Origin of the sequence: Bosea sp. 29B, from assembly GCF_902506165.1 — a bacterium.
Lineage (GTDB): Bacteria > Pseudomonadota > Alphaproteobacteria > Rhizobiales > Beijerinckiaceae > Allobosea.
Window position 1 is genome coordinate 6,000,903 of sequence record NZ_LR733817.1, and the last position, 17,361, is coordinate 6,018,263.

Below are 17,361 nucleotides of genomic sequence, written 5' to 3' on the forward strand. Positions count from 1 at the left end.
CTGTCAATAGACTCGCGATTGCGTGATAGATTACTTACTTATTGGAATTCTAAACTGAGTTTATCATTCGTCTAAACTGAAATACGGATAATGGCCGAGACGGACATGCGATCGGCCTCGCAAAGCTGTGATGGCCCTGCTCCCGCCACACGCGTGCTCGTGTATTGCAGCGCGAAAAGCGGCTGGCATCATCAGCCCACCGCAGAACGGACTTTTCTTCATGCTCGACCGCCGGACATTGCTGACAGGCGCTGGCGCGCTGGCGATGAGCGCCGCCAGCTGCCCCTCGCCCGCCCGCGCCGCCGAGCCGGACGCGGTGGTGATCGGGGCCGGAGCGGCCGGCATCGCCGCGGCGAGGCAGCTCCAGGCCGCCGGGCGCTCTGTGGTCGTGCTCGAAGCCCGCGATCGCCTCGGCGGCCGGACCTTCACCGATTCCACGCTCGGCCCGGCCTATGACGCCGGGGCGATGTTCATCCACTGGGCCGAGCGCAATCCCTGGACCGAGATCGCCCGCGAGCTCGGCGTGCAGACCCCGAACGAGAGCCGGGGCGGCGGCTTCCAGCTCTTCCAGAGCGGCAAGCCCATGCCCGCCGGCGACCGCGCGCGCCGCCGCGGCGCTTTCGGCGAGATCGACCGAAGGCTCGACAATGCCGACCTGGACGATCGCGACCTCTCGGTCGCCGAGGTGCTGGGCGATCTCGGCCCCGATCTCGCGCCGGTCGCGGCCTCCGGCATGCTGCTCTCGATCGGCGAGGAATCGGCGCGCATCTCGGCCCGCGACTATCAGCGGCTCTGGGCGGGCGAGGACTATGTCGTGCCGAGCGGCTACGGCAATCTCGTCGCCCGCTACGCTGAAGGCCTCGACATCCGCCTCGGCCAGCCGGTCACGGCGATCGACTGGAGCGGCCCGCGCGTCGCCATCACCACCGCCGCGGGAACGCTCCGGGCTCGCGCCTGCATCGTCACCGTGCCGGTCGGCGTGCTGAAGTCGGGCGCGATCCGCTTCACGCCCCAGCTTCCCGCCCGCACCCGCGACGCGCTCGCCGGCATCGGCATGGGCGCGCTCACCAAGATCGCGCTCAAGGTCGCAGGTGATCGTTTCGGCATCACGCCCGGCACGACCTATTTCGAGGCCGGCTCGGCGGAGCGGCTGATCAGCTTCGATCTCTTCCCCGACGATCGCGAGCTGGTGATCGGCTATTGCGGCGGCGATTTCGCCCGCGACCTCTCGGGCGCGGGCCCCGCGGCCGCCCGCGAGCAGATCGTCGACCTGCTCGCCGCAATGGTCGGGACCGAATTCCGCAAGGCGGCAGGCCCGGTCTCCTTCCCGGCCTGGTGGACCGACCCGTTCTCGCACGGCTCCTATTCCGTTTGCCGGCCAGGGCATGCCGGTGCGCGCGAGATCATGGCCGAGCCGATCGGCGGCAAGCTCTGGCTCGCCGGCGAGGCGACCGCCGGCGGCGGCGCCATGACCGCGGGCGGCGCGACCCTGGCCGGCCGCACGGCTGCGGCTGCGGCGGCTCGCCTCAAGGTCTAGGCGTCCCCGAGACCGGCTCTGGCACGGACAAGGCTTGCCCAACCCGGCAGGTCTTTGCCACCATGGCCGCGCTGGGGATCGATGCGGAGCCTGATGATGCGCCTGTCGCTCGTTCTCGCCGGTGTCCTGCTGGCCTCGCCTGTGCTGGCTGCCGGGCCTTATGCAAAATTCTCGGTCGGCAACTGGGCCGGCGGCGCCTTCACCAACAACCAGACCGGCGACTTCTCGCATTGCGCCGTCTCGGCGAGCTACAAGAGCGGCGTCACCATGCACGCCTCGCTCAACAGCAGCTATGGCTGGAACCTCGGCTTCTCCAACCGGGCCTGGGGGCTGAAGCCCGGCACCGACGTGCCGATGGAGATGGCCTTCGACCGCAACGACATCGTCCGCATCAACGCCAAGGCGGTGCAGCCGCAGCTCGTCGTCGTGACCATGCCGGCAAACTCCAACATCGTCCGCGCCTTTCGCGGCGCCGAGTTCCTCGAAGCCAACATGCTCGGCGCACGCTACACCTTCCGCCTGACCGCGACCGCCGAGATCATGCCCGCGCTGCTCGACTGCGTGAAGGCCAACGCCAATCTGAAGGTCGCGCCCGGCACGCCGGCACCCGCGCAGGGCGGCGGCACCACGACGGCCGCGGCAACCGACCCGGCGATCCAGCTCGAGGCGGTGACGCTCGCGACCAATTTCCTGCTCAAGGCGCAATTGCCCGAGCCGAAAGTGCTGAGCGGCGCGGAGGCGCCGTCCGGCATCGGCGGCAACGGTGCCGGCTGGCAGGCCAAGGGCGCGACCGGGCTCGTGCGCGTCCTGGCCAATCCGAACCAGAAGGATGTCGACGTCGCCGCTGCAGTCTCCGCCGCCGATGCGCGCGGCTGCCAGGGCAGGTTCGCTTCGGGCCGGACCACCGACACCGTCGAAGGGGCCAGCGTGCTACGCGGCTTCTCGTCCTGCGAGAATGGCGGCGATGCCCGCTATTCCGAATTCTATGTGCTGCCGCGCAAGCAGGGCGGCTTCGTGATGTTCTCGGTCGTGACCACCGGAGACGGCTCGCTGCACCAGCAGCGCCGCGCCGATTTCCAGCGGGCGGCGCTGACCTCGGTGCAGTGACGGCGAACGGATGCTCTCCGGCTTCTCCCGCCTGTGGCGGCTCGACGGCAGGCTCGGGCGGGGAGCCTTCACAGGCTACCTGCTGCTGGCATGCCTCCTGATACTTGGCATCACTATCGCTGCCGAACGACTATTGGGTTTGACCATAGCGGAAGACGCCGACCCACGCCTCTTCGTCGAGCCCATCCCCAACGCCGCGATCCAGGCCCTGCTCTATTGGACGCTGCTGGCGCTCGCGGTCCAGCGCATCCGCGACACCGGCTTTCCGGTCCTGCCTGTCATCGCCGTGATGGCTGCGATCGAGCTGCTCGAATATGCCGTGCTGCCGGTGCTGATGCAGGCACGCCTGCCGGCGCCGCTCGAGACGATGACGCCGCTCGGCGGCGCGCTCTCGCTGGCTTCGCTGCTGCTCCTGCTGCTTTGGCCCGGGGCTAGAGATCGCGCTCCCAGTTCTGCCCGACCAGATCCTTCCCGAAGGAGTGATGCTGCTCCTCCGCCACCAGCCTGAAACCCTCGGCGATGTAAATCGCGCGGGCCGCATGCAGGATGTCGTTGGTCCACAGGACCATGCGGCGATAGCCGGCGGCGCGGGCGAAGGCGACCGCCTCCCGCACCAGCCGCTTGCCCAGGCCGAGCCCCTGCGCCCGCGTCTCGACCAGCACGAGCCGCAGCTTCGCGACCTCGTCGCTCTCATGCACCACGAAAGCCGAGCCCGCCGGCTCGCCATCGAGTTCGGCGATGAAACAGCGCTCCAGCCCCGGCTTGAACTCGCGCAGGAATTTTGCCGCGATCTCTGCGACCAACGCCTCGAAGCTGACGTCCCAGCCATAGACCTCGAAATAGAGCCTGGCATGGGCCGCGATCACCCAGCCGATATCGCCGGGACGGTGCTCGCGGATCGTCACCGAGGGCTGCGGGCTGGCGGCGCCCGACAGCAGCGTCTGCGCCCGCTCCAGCGCCGAGACGAGGCTCGCCTGCTCGCCCGCAGCCAGGCGCGACAGGATCATGTCGGCCTGCCGGCGCGAGGCCTCGTCGAGTGGCGCGAAGACTTCGTGACCCGCCACCGTCAGCTTCAGCTCATAGGCGCGGCCGTCGCCATCCGCCCTCGCCCGCTCCAGCCAGCCGATCTCCATGAAGCGCTTCAGCAGGCGTGAAAGATAGGCCGGATCGAGCCCGAGCTCGCGCGCCAGCTCGCCGGCCCGCCAGCCGTCGCGATGCGCCAGCTCGTAGAGCACCCGCCCCTCGGTCAGGCCGAAGCCGGAGCCGTGCAGATCGCCGCCGAGCGCCCCGATGAAGCGGGTGTGGAAACGGCCGAAACGGCGGATCGCCGCGATGGCAGGCGTGTCGATGGCGGACATGGCTGACCTCCTCATCTTGCGGTGAGAAATGCCATTTAATTGACAAAGTCAACTAAATTGTCACAAATCGAGCTTCCATCCGCGTGTCGTCCCGGGCGGAACGAAGCGCAGACCCGGGACCCATTCCGGAACGGTTCAGGAATGGATCCCGGATCAGCGCCGCTAACGCGGCTTATCCGGGATGACGCCGATTCTATTGATGAAAGCCACCCTCCATTCACCACTCCTTAATGGCTGCGGCGTCCAATCGAGAGCTTACCGGACGCGACGGGTATGAGTGCGATGCGGGTCGATCTTCTGGCCGGAGCCGGCTATGCCGCGCCGGTGTTCCCCTTGCGAATCCCCACCATCCTCGTCTTCGATTCCGGTCTCGGCGGCCTCACCGTGCTGCGCGAGGTCATGCGCCAGCGCCCCGATGCGGACATCGTCTACGCCGCGGACGATGCCGCCTTCCCCTACGGCCGCCTCGAGGAGCCGGCGCTTGTCGAGCGCGTGCTCTCGGTGATGGAGCGCCTGGTCGATCGCTTCCATCCCGATCTCGTCGTCATCGCCTGCAACACCGCCTCGACCCTGGTGCTGCCAGCGCTGCGGGCCCGTTTCGCCATTCCCTTCGTCGGCACCGTGCCTGCGGTGAAACCGGCGGCCGAGCGCAGCCGCAGCCGCCTGATCGCGGTACTGGCGACGCCCGGTACCGTCGCCCGCGACTACACGCACGACTTGATCGAGCGCTATGCCGCCGGCTGCGAGGTCACCATGGTGGGCGCCCGCAATCTGGCCGCCCTGGCGGAAGCGGCGCTGAAGGGCGAGCCGGTCGACGACGCTGCGGTCCTCGCCGAGATCACGCCCTGCTTCGTCACGCGCGACGGCAGGCGCACCGATGTGGTGACGCTGTCCTGCACGCATTACCCGCTGCTGCTGCCGCGCCTGCAGCGTCTCGCGCCCTGGCCGGTCGAGTGGATCGACCCCGCTCCGGCGATCGCGCGGCGCACCTCCCAACTACTCGGGCCGGCCCTGCCCCGCGCGGATCACGCCTCGACCGTCGCCGTCTTCACCGACGGCACCCACCTCTCCGGCCCGGCTCATATCGCGCTCGCCGGCTTCGGCCTGGCGCGGATCGAGACCGAGCCACTGCCGCTCGCACTCTGACCAGCAGCGCCGATCGCTTCGGCCATGGCCGAAGCGATCACAGCGAACAGAGCGGCCGCCCCTAGGTTAATCTCGGACCATAGCCAAGAGCGGACAGCACGGCCGGAGGCGATCCCTCGTCTTCGGCATTGCCGTCGCACGCTCGCATCGCTGGAGGTCCGCCTTGACTGCTGACGACGTCGCCCCGCTCGACCCGCGGGAAGAGTGTTTTTTCATTCCCGGCCCGATCGAGGGGCTGCCGCTGTTCCTGCGTCATCTGCCGGCGCCAGCAACGGCGTTCGCACCACGCCGCACCGTCCTCTATATCCATGGCGCGACCTTCCCCTCGGCACTGTCGATCGCCCATCGTTTCGACGGACGCTCCTGGCGCGATGCGCTCTGCGAAGCCGGCTTCGATGTCTGGGGGCTGGATTTCTATGGCTACGGCCATTCCGGCCGCTATCCGGCGATGGACGAACCGGCCTCGGCGAACCCACCACTCGGCACGACTGATGAAGCCGCATCGCAGATCGAAGCTGCCGTCCGCTTCATCCTTGGCCGCTCCGGTCTCGACCGGGTCTCCCTGATCGCCCATTCCTGGGGCTCGATGCCGGCCGGCCGCTTCGCCGGGTCTCATCCCGAACTGATTGACCGCCTCGTCCTGTTCGGGCCGATCGCGCAACGACAGCCGTCAGGCAACGCGCCCTCGCCCAATTTGCCGGCCTGGCGATTGATCTCGCTCGACGACCAGTGGCGGCGCTTCGTCGAGGACGTCCCGGCCGGTGCCGAGCCTGTCCTGTCGCGCCGGCATTTCGACGATTGGGGCGAGCGCTATCTCGACAGCGATCCGCAATCACGCTCGCACGAACCCGCCAGCGTCCAGACGCCGGCCGGCCCGATGGCCGATATCGGCAAGGCCTGGCAGGGCCGATTGCCCTACGATCCGGCTGCGGTCCGCGCGCCCGTTTCGATCATCCGCGGCGAGTGGGACAGCCTGACCACCGACGCCGATGCGCGCTGGCTCTTCGACGCCTTCAGGTCCTCGCCCCTGAAGCGCGACATCAAGCTCAGCCGCGGCACGCATCTGATGCATCTGGAGACGATGCGCTTTGCGCTCTGGCAGGAGAGCATCGCCTTCCTCACCGGCGCCGACGCGCCTGCCCTTGCTGCTTGAACCGACGGAGAAACCGATGTTTTCCGTGATCTTCGAAGTCCACCCTCACACCGACCGCAAGGACGAGTACCTCACTCTCGGCAAGCAGCTGAAGCCGATCCTCGAAGGCATCGACGGCTTCATCGACAATGAGCGCTTCGAGAGCCTGATGCGGCCCGGCTGGGTGCTGTCGCATTCATCCTGGCGCGACGAGAAATCGCTGGTCCGCTGGCGCGCCCAGGGCGAACACCACGCCGTGCAACGCAAGGGGCGCGACGAGGTGTTCGAGGACTATCACCTGCGCATCGGCGAGGTGATCCACGACAGTGCTCCGCAGGAACCCTCATCGGGAAGCCAGCGCTTCGACGAGACCGAGGCCGGCATCGCCAAGGTCGTAAGCTTCACCGAGCTCACGCCGCAGGACGGAATCGATCTCGGCGAGCGGCCGGACGAGCTCCTCGCGCAGATCGGCCTGAAGGGCTCACCCGGCCTGGTCGAGCACGATCTCTTCGCCAGCATCTACAATCCCGGCAAGCTCGCTTTGCTCGCCTCCTGGCGCGATGCCGATGTGGCCAGGGCCTTCGTGCTGAAGCCGGTCACAGGCGTGACGGCGCTGCGCCACCGAACGGTACGCATCATCCGCGACTATGGCCGTTTCGACAGACGCGAGGCGCCGCAATATTTTCCGCCGGTGAGCCGCTGACTGGCTCCGGGTGACAGAAATCTGCCCTTCGGGTTTGACAAATCGCGCCGGCAATGCTTGTAAGCCGGCGTCGCGCGGCTCCTCACGGGGCCGCGTGGCTTTTTCCGCACCCGTGATCCGCTCGTCTTCTCGAGCCGGATCTGTCGCCCCGGAGACGGGGAGGAGGAGGGCGCGGTCCTCAACTCGCGAACCATAGAGGACACGCGACATGTCGAAGCGCCATGAGGCGAAGTACAAGATTGACCGCCGTCTCGGTCAGAACATCTGGGGCCGCCCGAAGTCCCCGGTCAACCGTCGCGAATACGGCCCCGGCCAGCACGGCCAGCGCCGCAAGGGCAAGCCGTCCGACTTCGGCACCCAGCTGCGCGCCAAGCAGAAGCTGAAGGGCTATTACGGCTCGATCTCCGAGAAGCAGTTCCGCCGCTACTACGCCGAGGCGATCCGCCTGAAGGGCGATTCGGGCGAGAACCTGGTCGGCCTGCTCGAGCGTCGTCTCGACGCGGTGATCTACCGCGCCAAGTTCGTCCCGACCGTGTTCGCCGCTCGCCAGTTCATCAATCACGGCCACATCACCGTGAACGGCAAGCGCGTCAACATCGCTTCGTACCAGGTCAAGCCGGGCGACGTGATCGCGATCAAGGAGAGCTCGCGCCAGCTCGCCATCGTGATCGAGTCGGCCGCCCTCGCCGAGCGCGACGTGCCTGACTACATCGACGCCGACCACACCAAGTCGACCGCCACCTACACCCGCACCCCGACGCTGACGGACGTGCCCTACGCGGTGCAGATGGAGCCGAACCTGGTCATCGAGTTCTACTCGCGCTGATCGTTCGGACCGGTTTGCACGGTCCGGCTGCTATCAACTATTCAGGAGAGGGCGAGACATCGCCCTCTCCTTTTTTATTGGCCCGGTGTCTCAGCGCTGTTGGTATTCCACGGCCGACCAGTCCCGCGGTGTCTTGATCCGGATGCCGCCGCCCTTCATCACGCCGATATAGACCGAGCCGGAAACCGGGTTCGGCGGGCTCCCGTCGCCGCCAAGCTGGAAGATCGCGCCGCCGCAGAAACCGAACTTCCGGTTCGTTTCCGTCATCTCCTTGCGGAGTTCCTTCTCCTTGGCGACGATCGCCTTGGGATCGCTGTTCTGCTGCTTGAACTTGGCCATCGCGGCCCGAAATGCTTCGACAGGGAGATAGCTGCCACCTCCGGGACGGAGCAGGACGCCGCCATTGAACTGCGGCCCGTATCCCTTGCTCGAATCAAATGCACCGGCCCAGCTGGCCGACTGGCAGAGATCGACCTTCAGCGTACCGTTCGCCAGAAGCTCATAGTCGTTGATCATCTGGATGTGCTGGCCGTCGGCCTTCATCACGACGCTGTACTGCTCGATCTCGTCGACATCCTTGATCGGCGGAAACTTGGCCGTGTAGTCGAGCGGTCGCCCACCCGGATAGCTCGGCTCGAGGCAGGACTCCGACATGTACGTCCCGACGAAGCCGATGCAGTCCATGCCGAAGACGCCCTTGTCGCAGAGCTCCTGCAGATAGTTGCCCTTCTTCAGCGGCTCGGCCAGGGCCTTGGTCTTCATGAGCTCCTCGCGCAGCTCGACGACGAGGCTCATGACGTTGATGAAGCCGTCGGGATCGCCCTGCCCGGTGAAGACGCGTGCATAGCCGTCGACCTTCGTCTTCGCCGCCAGATCGGTACGCTTCTTCACCGCGGCGGCGATTGCGTTCAGCAAATCGGCCGGGCGGGCATTGCCACCATAGGCAGGATTAGCCGACATATACCGGGTGATTGCGACAGTTCCATCGTAGCCAGGAACTGAAAGGCTACGCAGGCGCTTGATGTAGTCGACCGGCGTGAACTGCGCGATGTTGCCCATGACGAGACTCCATGTGAAGCATCTTCGGTCTCGATACGCAGCAGCCGCCTAAGAAAGCCGTTGTTCCACGATCGATCCGCCCCCGGACCCAACGGAATGCTAGAGCATCGGCCCGTAAAGTGGACTCCTCATTTTGGAATGTCCGCTCTCCCGGCAAAGGAAGGCCACCGCCGCGCATCCGGTCGAGAGCACCGGCGATCCTGCATGGTCGATGACCGCTCTAGCAGCGATGCGAGTTAGCGATCGGCCTGCACCATCGGCTGATCGGGGCGGGTTACGGCGACGCCATCCCAGGCCGGATGGCCGGCCGGGTCCTGCGCCCAGAAGGCGATGTCGTCGAACAGGATCGTCTGGCTGACCTCGGGCAGCGCGTCGCGATAGATGCCGAAGCGCGGCTGCGTGTCGATGAAGGGCTTGCCGTCCTTCATCGTGCCATAGCGCGGATAGCCGAGCACGCCGCGGAACTCCGGGCAGGCGCGCCCGTCGAGCCAGAGCCTGAGGCGGCTCTCGCCAGCCTGCTGGCTCGGCCGGATCATGACGTTGACGCGGTGCCAGCGATCCGGCTCGATGTGCCAGTCGCCGCAGAACTGCGCCTGGCCGAGACTGTCGCCGCAGCTGTCCGTGCCCGCTGTCTTGGCCCGGAACACGGGCTTGCCATTGTCCGAATCGACCTCGAGTTTGAACAACGGGTTGGCGGCGTCGCAGATTTCTTCGCCGCCCCTGCCCTTTTCGTAGCGCAGGTCGATGTTCTGCTTGATCTGCTGGATCACCGTGCGGTTGCGCCGCGGTGCCCACGGGCTCTCAACCCGGAAGCGGAAGCTGTACCAGCTCGTCGCGTCGAAGCGGATCAGCTCCGCCGTCGTCTGGACCTCAGATCGCTCGGTCGGCGTCGAGCCGGGATTGGGATCGTAGGCGTCGCCGGGCTTCACCGTGATCGCGAGCGCGGGCCTCTCCTGCCCAGCGCGTTCGCCGTCGACGCAGCGGATGCGATCGGCCCGCACCGCCTTGTCGAGCTGGCCGGAAATCTTCCAGTCCTTGGAGCTCAAGCAGTTCGTCGCGAAGCTCGTCTGGAAGGCGGGTGCCGGCGCCTCGGCCTGACCGGGACTGCAGGTGAGAATCGCTCCGCAGAAAAACGCCGCAGCTGCGTTGCTGCGGCGTGTCACGCCCCTCGTCATCGAGCCCTCGCCTGCCAGTGTCCGAGGCGAGCTTACCGGCCTGGTGACGAGGATCAATCGAATCCGATGCAGAGGCGTTCCGTATCGGCGCCATAGTCACCCGCAAGGATGAGCTTCCCAAAGCAAACCGGAGGGACCACCTTGCGCCTGCCCCATCTGCTGCTCGCCACGACCGTCCTCGCGCCGGCACTCGCATGCGCCGACGAGATCAGCATCACCGGTGTCGGCCAGTCGCGCGACTTCACCTGCAATGGCGAGGATGTCGCCATCACCGGCCAAGGCCATACGGTTGAACTCAAGGGAAGCTGCGGCGCGATCGGTGTCCACGGCAGCGGCCACAAGGTCAGCTTCGAGGATTCGACCTCGCTGGCCGTCAGCGGCGCGCAGAACAAGGCGAGCGGCGGCTCGACCGGCAACCTCACGGTCGAGACGGCCGAGAACACGGTCTCGACCAAGGTCCATGCCGGCGAGACCGCGGCCGAGATCGACATCTCCGGTGCCGATCACATGATCGAGCTGGAGCTGACCGGCCCGGCCAAGATCGAAGTCGGCGGTGCCAAGAACAACCTGAGCTGGACCGCGGGCGCCGAGGTCAAGGCGCCGAGCATCTCGACTTCCGGCGTCGAGAACCGCATCGTCAGGCGCTGACGGCGGTCCTCGATCGCGTCACGGCTCACGTCAGTTGCAGACGCGAACCGGACGGTAGCCGGCGAAATCGCCCCAGTCGTCATAGACCGCCTGGCGCTCGCGCCAGCAGCGCCGGCGCACCACGACCGGCTCGTCGTCATCGACATAGACCGGAGCGGCATAGGCCCGGCTGCCGGCGCCAGCGGCAAGGGCTCCGCCGAGGATCGCGCCAGCGGCGAGCCCGCCGAAGATCGCCGCCTTGCGGCCATCGCGCGCTTCGGCCACCGTCGGGGCCGCAACCAGAGTGGTGGCTGCCATACAGCCCGCGATCAAGAGACCGCAGATCGATTTTACGTCACGCATGCAAGCGTCTCCGTCCTAGAAAGGTGCGCCCCGCTTCACCCAAGAATAGGTCACGAATACGGCGGCCACCTTTACAAAGCCTTCACCAACCCATTGCCTGCTTCGGCGCGGCCATGACGCTCAATCGCTCGTACTGCTCTCCCAGGTCGCGTGGGTCACGCCAGCTAGGCGCTCGATTCGTTCGACGACGGCGTCGAGCTCCTTGCGCTCGACCGCCGTGCTGATCAGCGTCGCGACGATCTCGATCGCCTCCTCGCCGCGCTCGACGGTCTTGACGTCGCCGACCGGATAGCTCGCCTGCTCGAGCAGCTCGACCATCGTCTCGCGCACCGAGGGCAGTGCCTCCGGATTGGTGGTGACGACGACCTCATAGGTCGCCTCCGAGGCCTTCTCGTTGATCGGGATGCGGTTGATCGCGTTGACCAGCGGCCGCAGCAAGGTGTTGCCGGCGATGACGAAGACCGTGACCAGCGCCCCCTCCGCCACCATGTCGGCGCCGGTGCAGGCGCCGACCGCGGCCGCGCACCAGAGCGTCGCCGCCGTATTGAGGCCGCGGACGTTCATTCCCTCCTTCATGATCACGCCGGCGCCCAGGAAGCCGATGCCGGAGACGACATAGGAGATGACCCGGACGGCCTCGCCCGAGCCGGCGATGCGCATGGCGAGATCGACAAAGGCGGCGGCGCCGACCGCGACCAGCACGGTGGTGCGCAGGCCCGCCGTGCGCTGCCGGTACTGCCGCTCGGCCCCGATCAGCGCGCCAAGCACGAAGGCGGCGAGCAGGCTGACGACCGAATCGAAGAAGGGATAGAGCTCGAAGGTCTGGATGAAGCGCATGCGCCTGCCCCCGGTGACGGCGGCGCGCTTCCGACCGCCGCAACCCGGCCGCCTATAACGGGCAGGATGTGACGGTTCAATGAAGGGGATCCGATCTGGCCGGCAGGCGCGACCCCTTGCGCCTCGGGCATTGATTCAACCTCTCAGCCGAGCGTAGCAACACTCTGGCCCGATTCGCGAAATCGGCCCGCTGGATCGACGCCCCGCGCACTCTGCCTGCGCGATGACGCTGCGTCGCGACTCAGGCTAGCATCCTTGTCCCGCCACAGGGATCATCCCACCATGAAGACGCTCATCCTCGCTGCCCTCGCCATCGGCCTGTCGAGCGCCGCCTTCGCCCAGAGCCCGAGCTGCAGTTCTCAGGCCGCAGAGAAGAAGCTCGCCGGCGCGGCCAAGACCAGCTTCGTCACCAAATGCGAGAAGGACGCCGGCGCGGCCTGCGACAAGCAGGCGGCCGACAAGAAGCTGGCCGGCGCCGCCAAGTCCAGCTTTACGACGAAATGCGTCAAGGACGCGGTCGGAACCTGAGAAACGCGAGCGGTCGCCGCCCCCATCCCGAGGGGCCGAGCAACCGAAAAAGGGCGGCCCAGCCGGACCGCCCTCTATCTCTTCCAGAATCTTGAAAATCAGCCGCGATCGTCGTCGTCATGGCCGCGGTCGCGCCAGCGGCGCGGGCCACGGTCGTCGTCGCGATCACGGTCGCCGTCGCGGCCGTGCCAGCTACGCCCGCGCATTTCATGCATGCGCTCACGCCCCTCCGACATGGCCTGGCGCACGGCCCGGCGCGCCACGGTCTTCTGCTCATCCGAGAGCGTCGACCAGAGCGGGCGCACGGTCTCCGCCATCTCCTTGCTGCGGGCCGCGCGCTCGCCCTGGCGGTTCGCCATCATGTCGAGGCGCTCCATGATGTCGGCGTCGCGGAAGGTCTCACGCTGATCGCGCATCTTGGCGAAGCGCTCGCGGCGCTGCTCGGCATTGCGCTTGATCAGCGCCTCCAGCTTCTCGAAGGCCGGCACCTGCTCGGGCTTGAGCTTGAGGTCTGTGCGCAGCTGGGCGAGGCGCTCATTCATCCGGGCGGTCGCCTGCTCGGCACGGCGCTGGCGCCATTCCTCGCGCCGATCGGTACGGTCGCCGCGATCCGCACGATCGCCGCGCGACTCGCTCTGCTGCTGCCCCGGCGGATTGCTGCCCGGAGCGGGCGGGATCGGCTGCGGCTGTGCGATCGCCAGGGTCGCAGCGACAGCCGCAGCGCTGGAGGCGACGATGAGGGCGATACGTTTCATGCGAGGTCTCCGGATTGTGGTCTCTACAACAACGGGTCGCTTTGCGGGTCTCGAAGCCGGGTCGCGATCTCGCCACGATGCCTCGGACGGCCTGACCCGGCCATGGCGCACGCATGACAAGATCGTAATGTCGGCACGACGCACCGGCGAGCGGTAAGTTCCATCAGGGTCGCCGTGCTACGCCGAATCGGCGCAGCATGCCGGCAATGATCAACGCGCCGAATCCGCAACGAGCTTCAGCCATGCGCAATCTCATCACCGATGTTCGTGGCGTTCTCGTGGGCAATGCCGAGGATTCCATTGCCGCGACCGGCGTGACGGTCGCCCTGTTCGAGCGGCCCAGCATCGCCTCCGTCGCCGTCCTCGGCGGCGCGCCGGGCACGCGCGACACCGCGCTGCTCGAACCCGGCATGACGGTCGAGCATGTCGACGGCATCGTCCTCTCCGGCGGCTCGATCTGGGGCCTCTCCGCAGCCGACGGCGCCCTGAGCTGGCTGGCGCGGCAAGGACGAGGCTTCCCGATCGCCGGATATCGGGTGCCGATTGTGCCGCAGGCGATCCTGTTCGACCTCGCCAATGGCGGCGACAAGCCCTTCGCCCGTGGCGAGGGCGAGGCCCCCTATCGCGCGCTCGCTGAGACCGCGAGCGCCGCCGCGGCGGTCGAGTTCACCCTCGGCAGCGTCGGCGCAGGCTTCGGCGCGACCACGGCCAATCTCAAGGGCGGCCTCGGCTCGGCGAGCGCGAGGGCCGCGACTGGCCAGGTCGTCGGCGCGCTGGTCGCCGTCAACGCCGTCGGCACGGCGACGATCGGCGACAGCCCGCATTTCTGGGCTGCCCCTTACGAGCAAGGCGCCGAATTCGGCGGCCGCGGCTGGCCGGCGACGCTCGCGCCCGATGATCTGACCTTGCGCTTCAAGGGCGGGCCCGGCGCCAACACCACCATCGCCTTGGTCGCGACCGATGCGGTCCTGACCAAGGCGCAGGCCAAGCGCCTGGCGCTCTGCGCCCATGACGGGCTGGCGCGAGCGCTCCGGCCTGTCCACGCCCCGCTCGATGGCGACGTCGTTTTCGCCGCCGCGACCGGCCATAGCGGCGCTCCATCCGACGCCTATGCCCTGACCGAGCTTTGCGCCACCGCCGCCGACGTGCTGGCGCGCGCCGTGGCTCGGGCGGTATATTGCGCCAGCGCCCTGCCCTTTGCCGGCGCCAAGCCGGCCTGGCGCGACAGGTTCGGCGCATAGACGACAGCACAGCGAGGGAGCGAACCGATGGCCACCGTCCGCTATTTCGTGGTCGACGTCGACGAGGCGGCAAGGTTCTATGTCGATAGGCTCGACTTTGCCCTGAAACAGCAATTCGGGCCGGCCATGGCGATCCTCGAGCGCGGCGACCTGACGCTCTGGCTCGCCGGTCCCGGCGCCTCCGCTTCGCGGGCGATGCCGGACGGAGGCAAGCCGATCCCCGGCGGTTGGAACCGCTTCGTCATCGAGGTCGAGAATCTGGCGGAGTTCGTCGACAATTTGCGCCGAAAGAGCGTGCCCTTCCGCAACGAGATCGTGACCGGGCCGGGAGGCAAGCAGATCCTGTGCGAGGACCCCTCGGGCAATGTGGTGGAATTGTTCGAGCCGGGCTGACGGCGACAAGCGTCCGCCGGCTGTGCTAGAGCGCGGCCCATGTCGACCGATGACTTCCTCGCCCGCTTCGGCGCCGCCGGCCAGCGCCAGCCCGATCCCGTCGCCGCCGCCCAGCAGGCGATGCGCAACCCGTTGCCCAAGCGCTTCTACGAGAAGGCGGGCGTGCTCGAACGCGACGGCCTGCTTCATGTCGCGCTCGACGGCCGCACCGCCCGCACCCCGGCCCGCAAACCGCTCGCCGTCGCGTCGCGCACCGTCGCCGAGGCGCTGGCAGCAGAATGGGAGGCTCAGACCGGTGAGATCGATCCAGCCCGCATGCCGCTGACCCGGCTGGTCAATTCGGCGCTCGACGGCGTTGCCGACCAGCATGAGGCTGTGCGCGCCGAGATCGTCCGCTATGCCGGCAGCGATGCGCTCTGCTATCGCGCCGGCGAGCCCGAAGCGCTGGTCGAGCGGCAGGACCAGGTCTGGAATCCGCTGATCGCGGCGCTCGAAGAGCAGATTGGCGGCCGCTTCGTCATGGCGCAGGGCGTCGTCTTCGCGCAGCAGCCGCAAGCGGTGCTCGACGCTGTCGCCAAACGCGTCGCGATGATCCCCTCCCCGGTCGCGCTCGCCGGCACCCACAACGTCATGACCCTGACAGGCTCGACCATCCTGATGCTGGCGCTGGCCGAGGGTCTGATCGACGCCGAAGCGGCCTGGGCCGCCGCCCATCTCGACGAGGACTACCAGATCGAGATCTGGGGCCAGGACGAGGAAGCAGCTGAGCGCCGCGCCATCCGCCGCAAGGAATATGACGCCGCGGTGCTGCTGCTGACGAAAGGCTAGAGGAATGGTCCCGGGTGCGCCCAAGGCCGACAACCCGGAAGACTACGTCGCCCAGCTCGATGGCTGGCGGCTGGCGACAGTCGAGGCCCTGCGCGCCGCGGTGAAGGCCGCCGCCCCGCTCGACGAGCGGATCAAGTGGACCCATCTGGTCTATTTTTCGAACGGGCCGGTGCTGCTGATCCGGGCCGAGGCCGAACGCGTGCTGTTCGGCTTCTGGCGCGGCAAGCGGCTGCGCGGGATCGAGCCGCGGTTGAAGCCGGGCGGCAAGTTCGAGCTCGCCACCATGGTTCTGCGCGAGGGCGATGCGGTCGATGCCGCCGTCGCAAGCGAGTTGGTACGTGCCGCCGTCGCGCTCAACCGCGAGATTGGCGACCCGAGCAAGCCGAGCACCTGATCAGGCCTCTACCGGCGCCTCGGTCAGCACGCGATCGATCAGACCCCACTCCTTGCCTTCCTCGGCGGTCATGAAGCAGTCGCGATCGAGCGTGCGCTCGACCTCCTCCTCGCTGCGCCCGCAATGCTCGGCATAGAGCCGGATCATCCGGCGCTTGGTCTTCTGGATCTCCTCGGCATGGATCAGGATGTCCGAGGCCTGCCCCTGCGCGCCGCCGAGCGGCTGGTGGACATGAAGGCTGGCATTGGGCAGCGCCGCGCGCTCGCCCGGCTCGCCCGCCATCAGGAGGAAGGAGCCCATCGAGCGGGCAGTTCCCATGCAGAGCGTATGCACCGGCGAGCGGATGTATTGCATCGTGTCGTAGATCGCGAGGCCGCTGGTGACGACGCCGCCCGGCGAGTTGATGTAGAAGTGCACCGGCCGTTTCGGGTTCTCGGCCTCCAGGAACAGCAATTGCGCGCAGACCAGCGCGGCGCTGGCGTCATTGACCTCGCCGTTCAGGAAGACGATCCGCTCGCGCAGCAGGCGCGAATAGATGTCGAAGGAGCGCTCCCCGCGCGTCGACTGTTCGACGACCATAGGGACGAGCTGCATCGTGCCGTGCATCGACGACCTCCTCAGGTTTCGGATTGGTGATGGACTGGCTTGCGACCCGCGTCAGGCGGCGCGCAGCATCAGCGGCTGGTTGCTGTTGGCAGGCGCGGGCGGCTGGCTCAGCCTCGCATCGGTCAGGCTATGGATAATCCGTAGCTCGGTCCCGCCCTCGTTCGGCGCGAGCTGGAAGGTCACCACGCTTTCGAGGAAGGGCGGCTCTTCCTCTCTCAGTCGGTAGCGCACTTCCTCCCCCGGGACGGTGGAAAGCGCCTCGACTTCAGCCGGCAGCCAGCGCTCGCGGAAGGCCGGGATGCTGAGCGCCCGCCAGACCTTCTCGGGCGGCGCATCGAGCTGATACTCGAAGACCAGCTGCTTCGCCCGATCCTGAATGTCGCTCTCGCTCATTGGTCCATGTCCCGCAGCAGATCCTTGAGGGCATCGATGCGCGCCGGCCAGTAGGCTCGGTATTTCGCCAGCCATTGCGCGATCAGGGCAAGCCCGTCCGGGTCGACCTCGTAATTGACGAAGCGCCCCTGCCGTTCCTCGCGCACCAGCCCGGCGGTCCGCAGCACAGCAAGATGCTGCGACATCGCCGGCTGGCTGATCGCCATGCCCTCGCGCAAGGCGCTGGCGTTCAGACCGCCGGAAGCGAGCTTCTCGAAGATCGCCCGGCGGGTCGGGTCGGCCAGTGCCCTGAAGATGTCCTGCTCCATGGCCAATACATAAGCATACACTTATTTCATTCGCAAGCTGCCCCG

Annotated in this window: 22 protein-coding genes; 13 read left to right on the plus strand and 9 right to left on the minus strand. The window is 67.4% G+C overall.

Going from position 1 to position 17,361, the window contains the following annotated elements; genetic code table 11:
• Positions 1 to 220: 220 nt before the first annotated feature.
• The 3 genes from GV161_RS29145 (at position 221) to GV161_RS29155 (ending at position 3,152) form a co-directional block, all read left to right on the plus strand.
• The gene (locus GV161_RS29145) at positions 221 to 1,537 is read left to right on the plus strand and encodes an NAD(P)/FAD-dependent oxidoreductase (protein ID WP_152012757.1); all 1,317 of its coding nucleotides are present in this window, start codon (positions 221 to 223) and stop codon (positions 1,535 to 1,537) included.
• A gap of 96 nt (positions 1,538 to 1,633) precedes the next feature.
• Positions 1,634 to 2,644 carry a hypothetical protein gene (locus GV161_RS29150; protein ID WP_152012758.1) on the plus strand — a complete coding sequence of 337 codons (1,011 nt, stop codon included), beginning with the start codon at positions 1,634 to 1,636 and terminating at the stop codon, positions 2,642 to 2,644.
• Positions 2,645 to 2,654: 10 nt separating this feature from the next.
• Complete coding sequence (locus tag GV161_RS29155; RefSeq protein ID WP_152012759.1) at positions 2,655 to 3,152, plus strand: hypothetical protein; 498 nt, start codon at positions 2,655 to 2,657, stop codon at positions 3,150 to 3,152.
• Here GV161_RS29155 and GV161_RS29160 read toward each other — a convergent pair.
• Positions 3,076 to 4,002, minus strand: coding sequence for a helix-turn-helix domain-containing GNAT family N-acetyltransferase (locus GV161_RS29160; RefSeq protein ID WP_152012760.1), 927 nt, complete (start codon positions 4,000 to 4,002; stop codon positions 3,076 to 3,078). The two genes, GV161_RS29155 and GV161_RS29160, sit on opposite strands and share 77 nt — an antisense overlap.
• Before the next feature lie 282 nt (positions 4,003 to 4,284).
• Here GV161_RS29160 and murI point away from each other — a divergent pair, with 282 nt between their 5' ends.
• The 4 genes from murI (at position 4,285) to rpsD (ending at position 7,809) form a co-directional block, all read left to right on the plus strand.
• Positions 4,285 to 5,148 (plus strand): glutamate racemase, encoded by an 864-nt coding sequence (gene murI / locus GV161_RS29165; RefSeq protein ID WP_152013547.1) that lies wholly within the window; start codon positions 4,285 to 4,287, stop codon positions 5,146 to 5,148.
• 163 nt (positions 5,149 to 5,311) lie between these two features.
• Positions 5,312 to 6,301: an alpha/beta hydrolase gene (locus GV161_RS29170; RefSeq protein ID WP_159650520.1), complete on the plus strand. Its 990-nt coding sequence runs from the start codon at positions 5,312 to 5,314 to the stop codon at positions 6,299 to 6,301.
• Positions 6,302 to 6,317: 16 nt separating this feature from the next.
• On the plus strand, positions 6,318 to 6,983 hold the full coding sequence (locus tag GV161_RS29175) for an antibiotic biosynthesis monooxygenase (protein ID WP_152012762.1): 666 nt from the start codon (positions 6,318 to 6,320) through the stop codon (positions 6,981 to 6,983).
• A 208-nt stretch (positions 6,984 to 7,191) separates the two neighbouring features.
• Positions 7,192 to 7,809 carry a 30S ribosomal protein S4 gene (gene rpsD / locus GV161_RS29180; protein ID WP_152012763.1) on the plus strand — a complete coding sequence of 206 codons (618 nt, stop codon included), beginning with the start codon at positions 7,192 to 7,194 and terminating at the stop codon, positions 7,807 to 7,809.
• Positions 7,810 to 7,899: 90 nt separating this feature from the next.
• Here the strand turns inward: rpsD and GV161_RS29185 are convergent, their stop codons facing one another.
• Both GV161_RS29185 and GV161_RS29190 read right to left on the minus strand, forming a co-directional pair.
• Positions 7,900 to 8,868, minus strand: coding sequence for a hypothetical protein (locus tag GV161_RS29185; RefSeq protein WP_152012764.1), 969 nt, complete (start codon positions 8,866 to 8,868; stop codon positions 7,900 to 7,902).
• Positions 8,869 to 9,104: 236 nt separating this feature from the next.
• Positions 9,105 to 10,043 carry a heparin lyase I family protein gene (locus tag GV161_RS29190; RefSeq protein WP_152012765.1) on the minus strand — a complete coding sequence of 313 codons (939 nt, stop codon included), beginning with the start codon at positions 10,041 to 10,043 and terminating at the stop codon, positions 9,105 to 9,107.
• Positions 10,044 to 10,184: 141 nt separating this feature from the next.
• On the opposite strand from GV161_RS29190, the gene GV161_RS29195 reads away from it, so the two are divergent.
• Positions 10,185 to 10,691 (plus strand): DUF3060 domain-containing protein, encoded by a 507-nt coding sequence (locus GV161_RS29195; protein WP_159650524.1) that lies wholly within the window; start codon positions 10,185 to 10,187, stop codon positions 10,689 to 10,691.
• Between the two features lie 30 nt (positions 10,692 to 10,721).
• On the opposite strand, the gene GV161_RS29200 is transcribed toward GV161_RS29195, so the two are convergent.
• Together GV161_RS29200 and GV161_RS29205 are read right to left on the minus strand one after the other, a co-directional pair.
• Positions 10,722 to 11,033 carry a hypothetical protein gene (locus tag GV161_RS29200; RefSeq protein ID WP_152012767.1) on the minus strand — a complete coding sequence of 104 codons (312 nt, stop codon included), beginning with the start codon at positions 11,031 to 11,033 and terminating at the stop codon, positions 10,722 to 10,724.
• 120 nt (positions 11,034 to 11,153) lie between these two features.
• Positions 11,154 to 11,870: an MgtC/SapB family protein gene (locus GV161_RS29205; protein WP_152012768.1), complete on the minus strand. Its 717-nt coding sequence runs from the start codon at positions 11,868 to 11,870 to the stop codon at positions 11,154 to 11,156.
• Between the two features lie 282 nt (positions 11,871 to 12,152).
• Here GV161_RS29205 and GV161_RS29210 point away from each other — a divergent pair, with 282 nt between their 5' ends.
• The gene (locus tag GV161_RS29210) at positions 12,153 to 12,398 is read left to right on the plus strand and encodes a hypothetical protein (RefSeq protein ID WP_152012769.1); all 246 of its coding nucleotides are present in this window, start codon (positions 12,153 to 12,155) and stop codon (positions 12,396 to 12,398) included.
• 98 nt (positions 12,399 to 12,496) lie between these two features.
• Here the strand turns inward: GV161_RS29210 and GV161_RS29215 are convergent, their stop codons facing one another.
• Positions 12,497 to 13,153, minus strand: a complete 657-nt coding sequence (locus GV161_RS29215) for a Spy/CpxP family protein refolding chaperone (protein WP_152012770.1) — start codon at positions 13,151 to 13,153, stop codon at positions 12,497 to 12,499.
• Positions 13,154 to 13,395: 242 nt separating this feature from the next.
• On the opposite strand from GV161_RS29215, the gene GV161_RS29220 reads away from it, so the two are divergent.
• From GV161_RS29220 to GV161_RS29235, 4 genes are read left to right on the plus strand one after another with little or no spacing between them, the layout of a single operon-like run.
• Positions 13,396 to 14,394 carry a P1 family peptidase gene (locus GV161_RS29220; RefSeq protein WP_152012771.1) on the plus strand — a complete coding sequence of 333 codons (999 nt, stop codon included), beginning with the start codon at positions 13,396 to 13,398 and terminating at the stop codon, positions 14,392 to 14,394.
• Positions 14,395 to 14,421: 27 nt separating this feature from the next.
• Complete coding sequence (locus GV161_RS29225) at positions 14,422 to 14,787, plus strand: VOC family protein (RefSeq protein WP_152012772.1); 366 nt, start codon at positions 14,422 to 14,424, stop codon at positions 14,785 to 14,787.
• A 39-nt stretch (positions 14,788 to 14,826) separates the two neighbouring features.
• Complete coding sequence (locus tag GV161_RS29230) at positions 14,827 to 15,615, plus strand: ATP12 family protein (RefSeq protein WP_152012773.1); 789 nt, start codon at positions 14,827 to 14,829, stop codon at positions 15,613 to 15,615.
• Between the two features lie 4 nt (positions 15,616 to 15,619).
• A complete protein-coding gene (locus GV161_RS29235) occupies positions 15,620 to 16,009 on the plus strand; it encodes a DUF1801 domain-containing protein (protein WP_152012774.1) in 390 nt (129 codons plus the stop codon).
• Here the strand turns inward: GV161_RS29235 and GV161_RS29240 are convergent, their stop codons facing one another.
• The 3 genes from GV161_RS29240 to GV161_RS29250 are packed head-to-tail and all read right to left on the minus strand — an operon-like array spanning position 16,010 to position 17,316.
• Positions 16,010 to 16,615, minus strand: a complete 606-nt coding sequence (locus GV161_RS29240) for an ATP-dependent Clp protease proteolytic subunit (RefSeq protein ID WP_152012775.1) — start codon at positions 16,613 to 16,615, stop codon at positions 16,010 to 16,012.
• Positions 16,616 to 16,666: 51 nt separating this feature from the next.
• A complete protein-coding gene (locus tag GV161_RS29245) occupies positions 16,667 to 17,008 on the minus strand; it encodes an SRPBCC domain-containing protein (RefSeq protein ID WP_152012776.1) in 342 nt (113 codons plus the stop codon).
• Entirely contained in the window at positions 17,005 to 17,316 is a 312-nt protein-coding gene (locus tag GV161_RS29250; protein WP_152012777.1) for a metalloregulator ArsR/SmtB family transcription factor, read from the minus strand. Before GV161_RS29250 ends, GV161_RS29245 begins: the two co-directional genes overlap by 4 nt.
• Between the last annotated feature and the right edge of the window lie 45 nt (positions 17,317 to 17,361).

Bases quoted from the DNA above. Each gene is read 5' to 3' on its own strand.
- GV161_RS29200 (WP_152012767.1), bottom strand. From the start codon at position 11,033: ATGCGTGACGTAAAATCGATCTGCGGTCTCTTGATCGCGGGCTGTATG.
- GV161_RS29235 (WP_152012774.1), top strand. From the start codon at position 15,620: ATGGTCCCGGGTGCGCCCAAGGCCGACAACCCGGAAGACTACGTCGCC.
- rpsD (WP_152012763.1), top strand. From the start codon at position 7,192: ATGTCGAAGCGCCATGAGGCGAAGTACAAGATTGACCGCCGTCTCGGT.
- GV161_RS29150 (WP_152012758.1), top strand. From the start codon at position 1,634: ATGCGCCTGTCGCTCGTTCTCGCCGGTGTCCTGCTGGCCTCGCCTGTG.
- GV161_RS29145 (WP_152012757.1), top strand. From the start codon at position 221: ATGCTCGACCGCCGGACATTGCTGACAGGCGCTGGCGCGCTGGCGATG.
- GV161_RS29250 (WP_152012777.1), bottom strand. From the start codon at position 17,316: ATGGAGCAGGACATCTTCAGGGCACTGGCCGACCCGACCCGCCGGGCG.
- GV161_RS29155 (WP_152012759.1), top strand. From the start codon at position 2,655: ATGCTCTCCGGCTTCTCCCGCCTGTGGCGGCTCGACGGCAGGCTCGGG.
- GV161_RS29215 (WP_152012770.1), bottom strand. From the start codon at position 13,153: ATGAAACGTATCGCCCTCATCGTCGCCTCCAGCGCTGCGGCTGTCGCT.
- GV161_RS29175 (WP_152012762.1), top strand. From the start codon at position 6,318: ATGTTTTCCGTGATCTTCGAAGTCCACCCTCACACCGACCGCAAGGAC.
- GV161_RS29160 (WP_152012760.1), bottom strand. From the start codon at position 4,002: ATGTCCGCCATCGACACGCCTGCCATCGCGGCGATCCGCCGTTTCGGC.
- GV161_RS29190 (WP_152012765.1), bottom strand. From the start codon at position 10,043: ATGACGAGGGGCGTGACACGCCGCAGCAACGCAGCTGCGGCGTTTTTC.
- GV161_RS29220 (WP_152012771.1), top strand. From the start codon at position 13,396: ATGCGCAATCTCATCACCGATGTTCGTGGCGTTCTCGTGGGCAATGCC.
- GV161_RS29230 (WP_152012773.1), top strand. From the start codon at position 14,827: ATGTCGACCGATGACTTCCTCGCCCGCTTCGGCGCCGCCGGCCAGCGC.
- GV161_RS29185 (WP_152012764.1), bottom strand. From the start codon at position 8,868: ATGGGCAACATCGCGCAGTTCACGCCGGTCGACTACATCAAGCGCCTG.
- GV161_RS29210 (WP_152012769.1), top strand. From the start codon at position 12,153: ATGAAGACGCTCATCCTCGCTGCCCTCGCCATCGGCCTGTCGAGCGCC.
- murI (WP_152013547.1), top strand. From the start codon at position 4,285: ATGCGGGTCGATCTTCTGGCCGGAGCCGGCTATGCCGCGCCGGTGTTC.
- GV161_RS29225 (WP_152012772.1), top strand. From the start codon at position 14,422: ATGGCCACCGTCCGCTATTTCGTGGTCGACGTCGACGAGGCGGCAAGG.
- GV161_RS29205 (WP_152012768.1), bottom strand. From the start codon at position 11,870: ATGCGCTTCATCCAGACCTTCGAGCTCTATCCCTTCTTCGATTCGGTC.
- GV161_RS29245 (WP_152012776.1), bottom strand. From the start codon at position 17,008: ATGAGCGAGAGCGACATTCAGGATCGGGCGAAGCAGCTGGTCTTCGAG.
- GV161_RS29240 (WP_152012775.1), bottom strand. From the start codon at position 16,615: ATGCACGGCACGATGCAGCTCGTCCCTATGGTCGTCGAACAGTCGACG.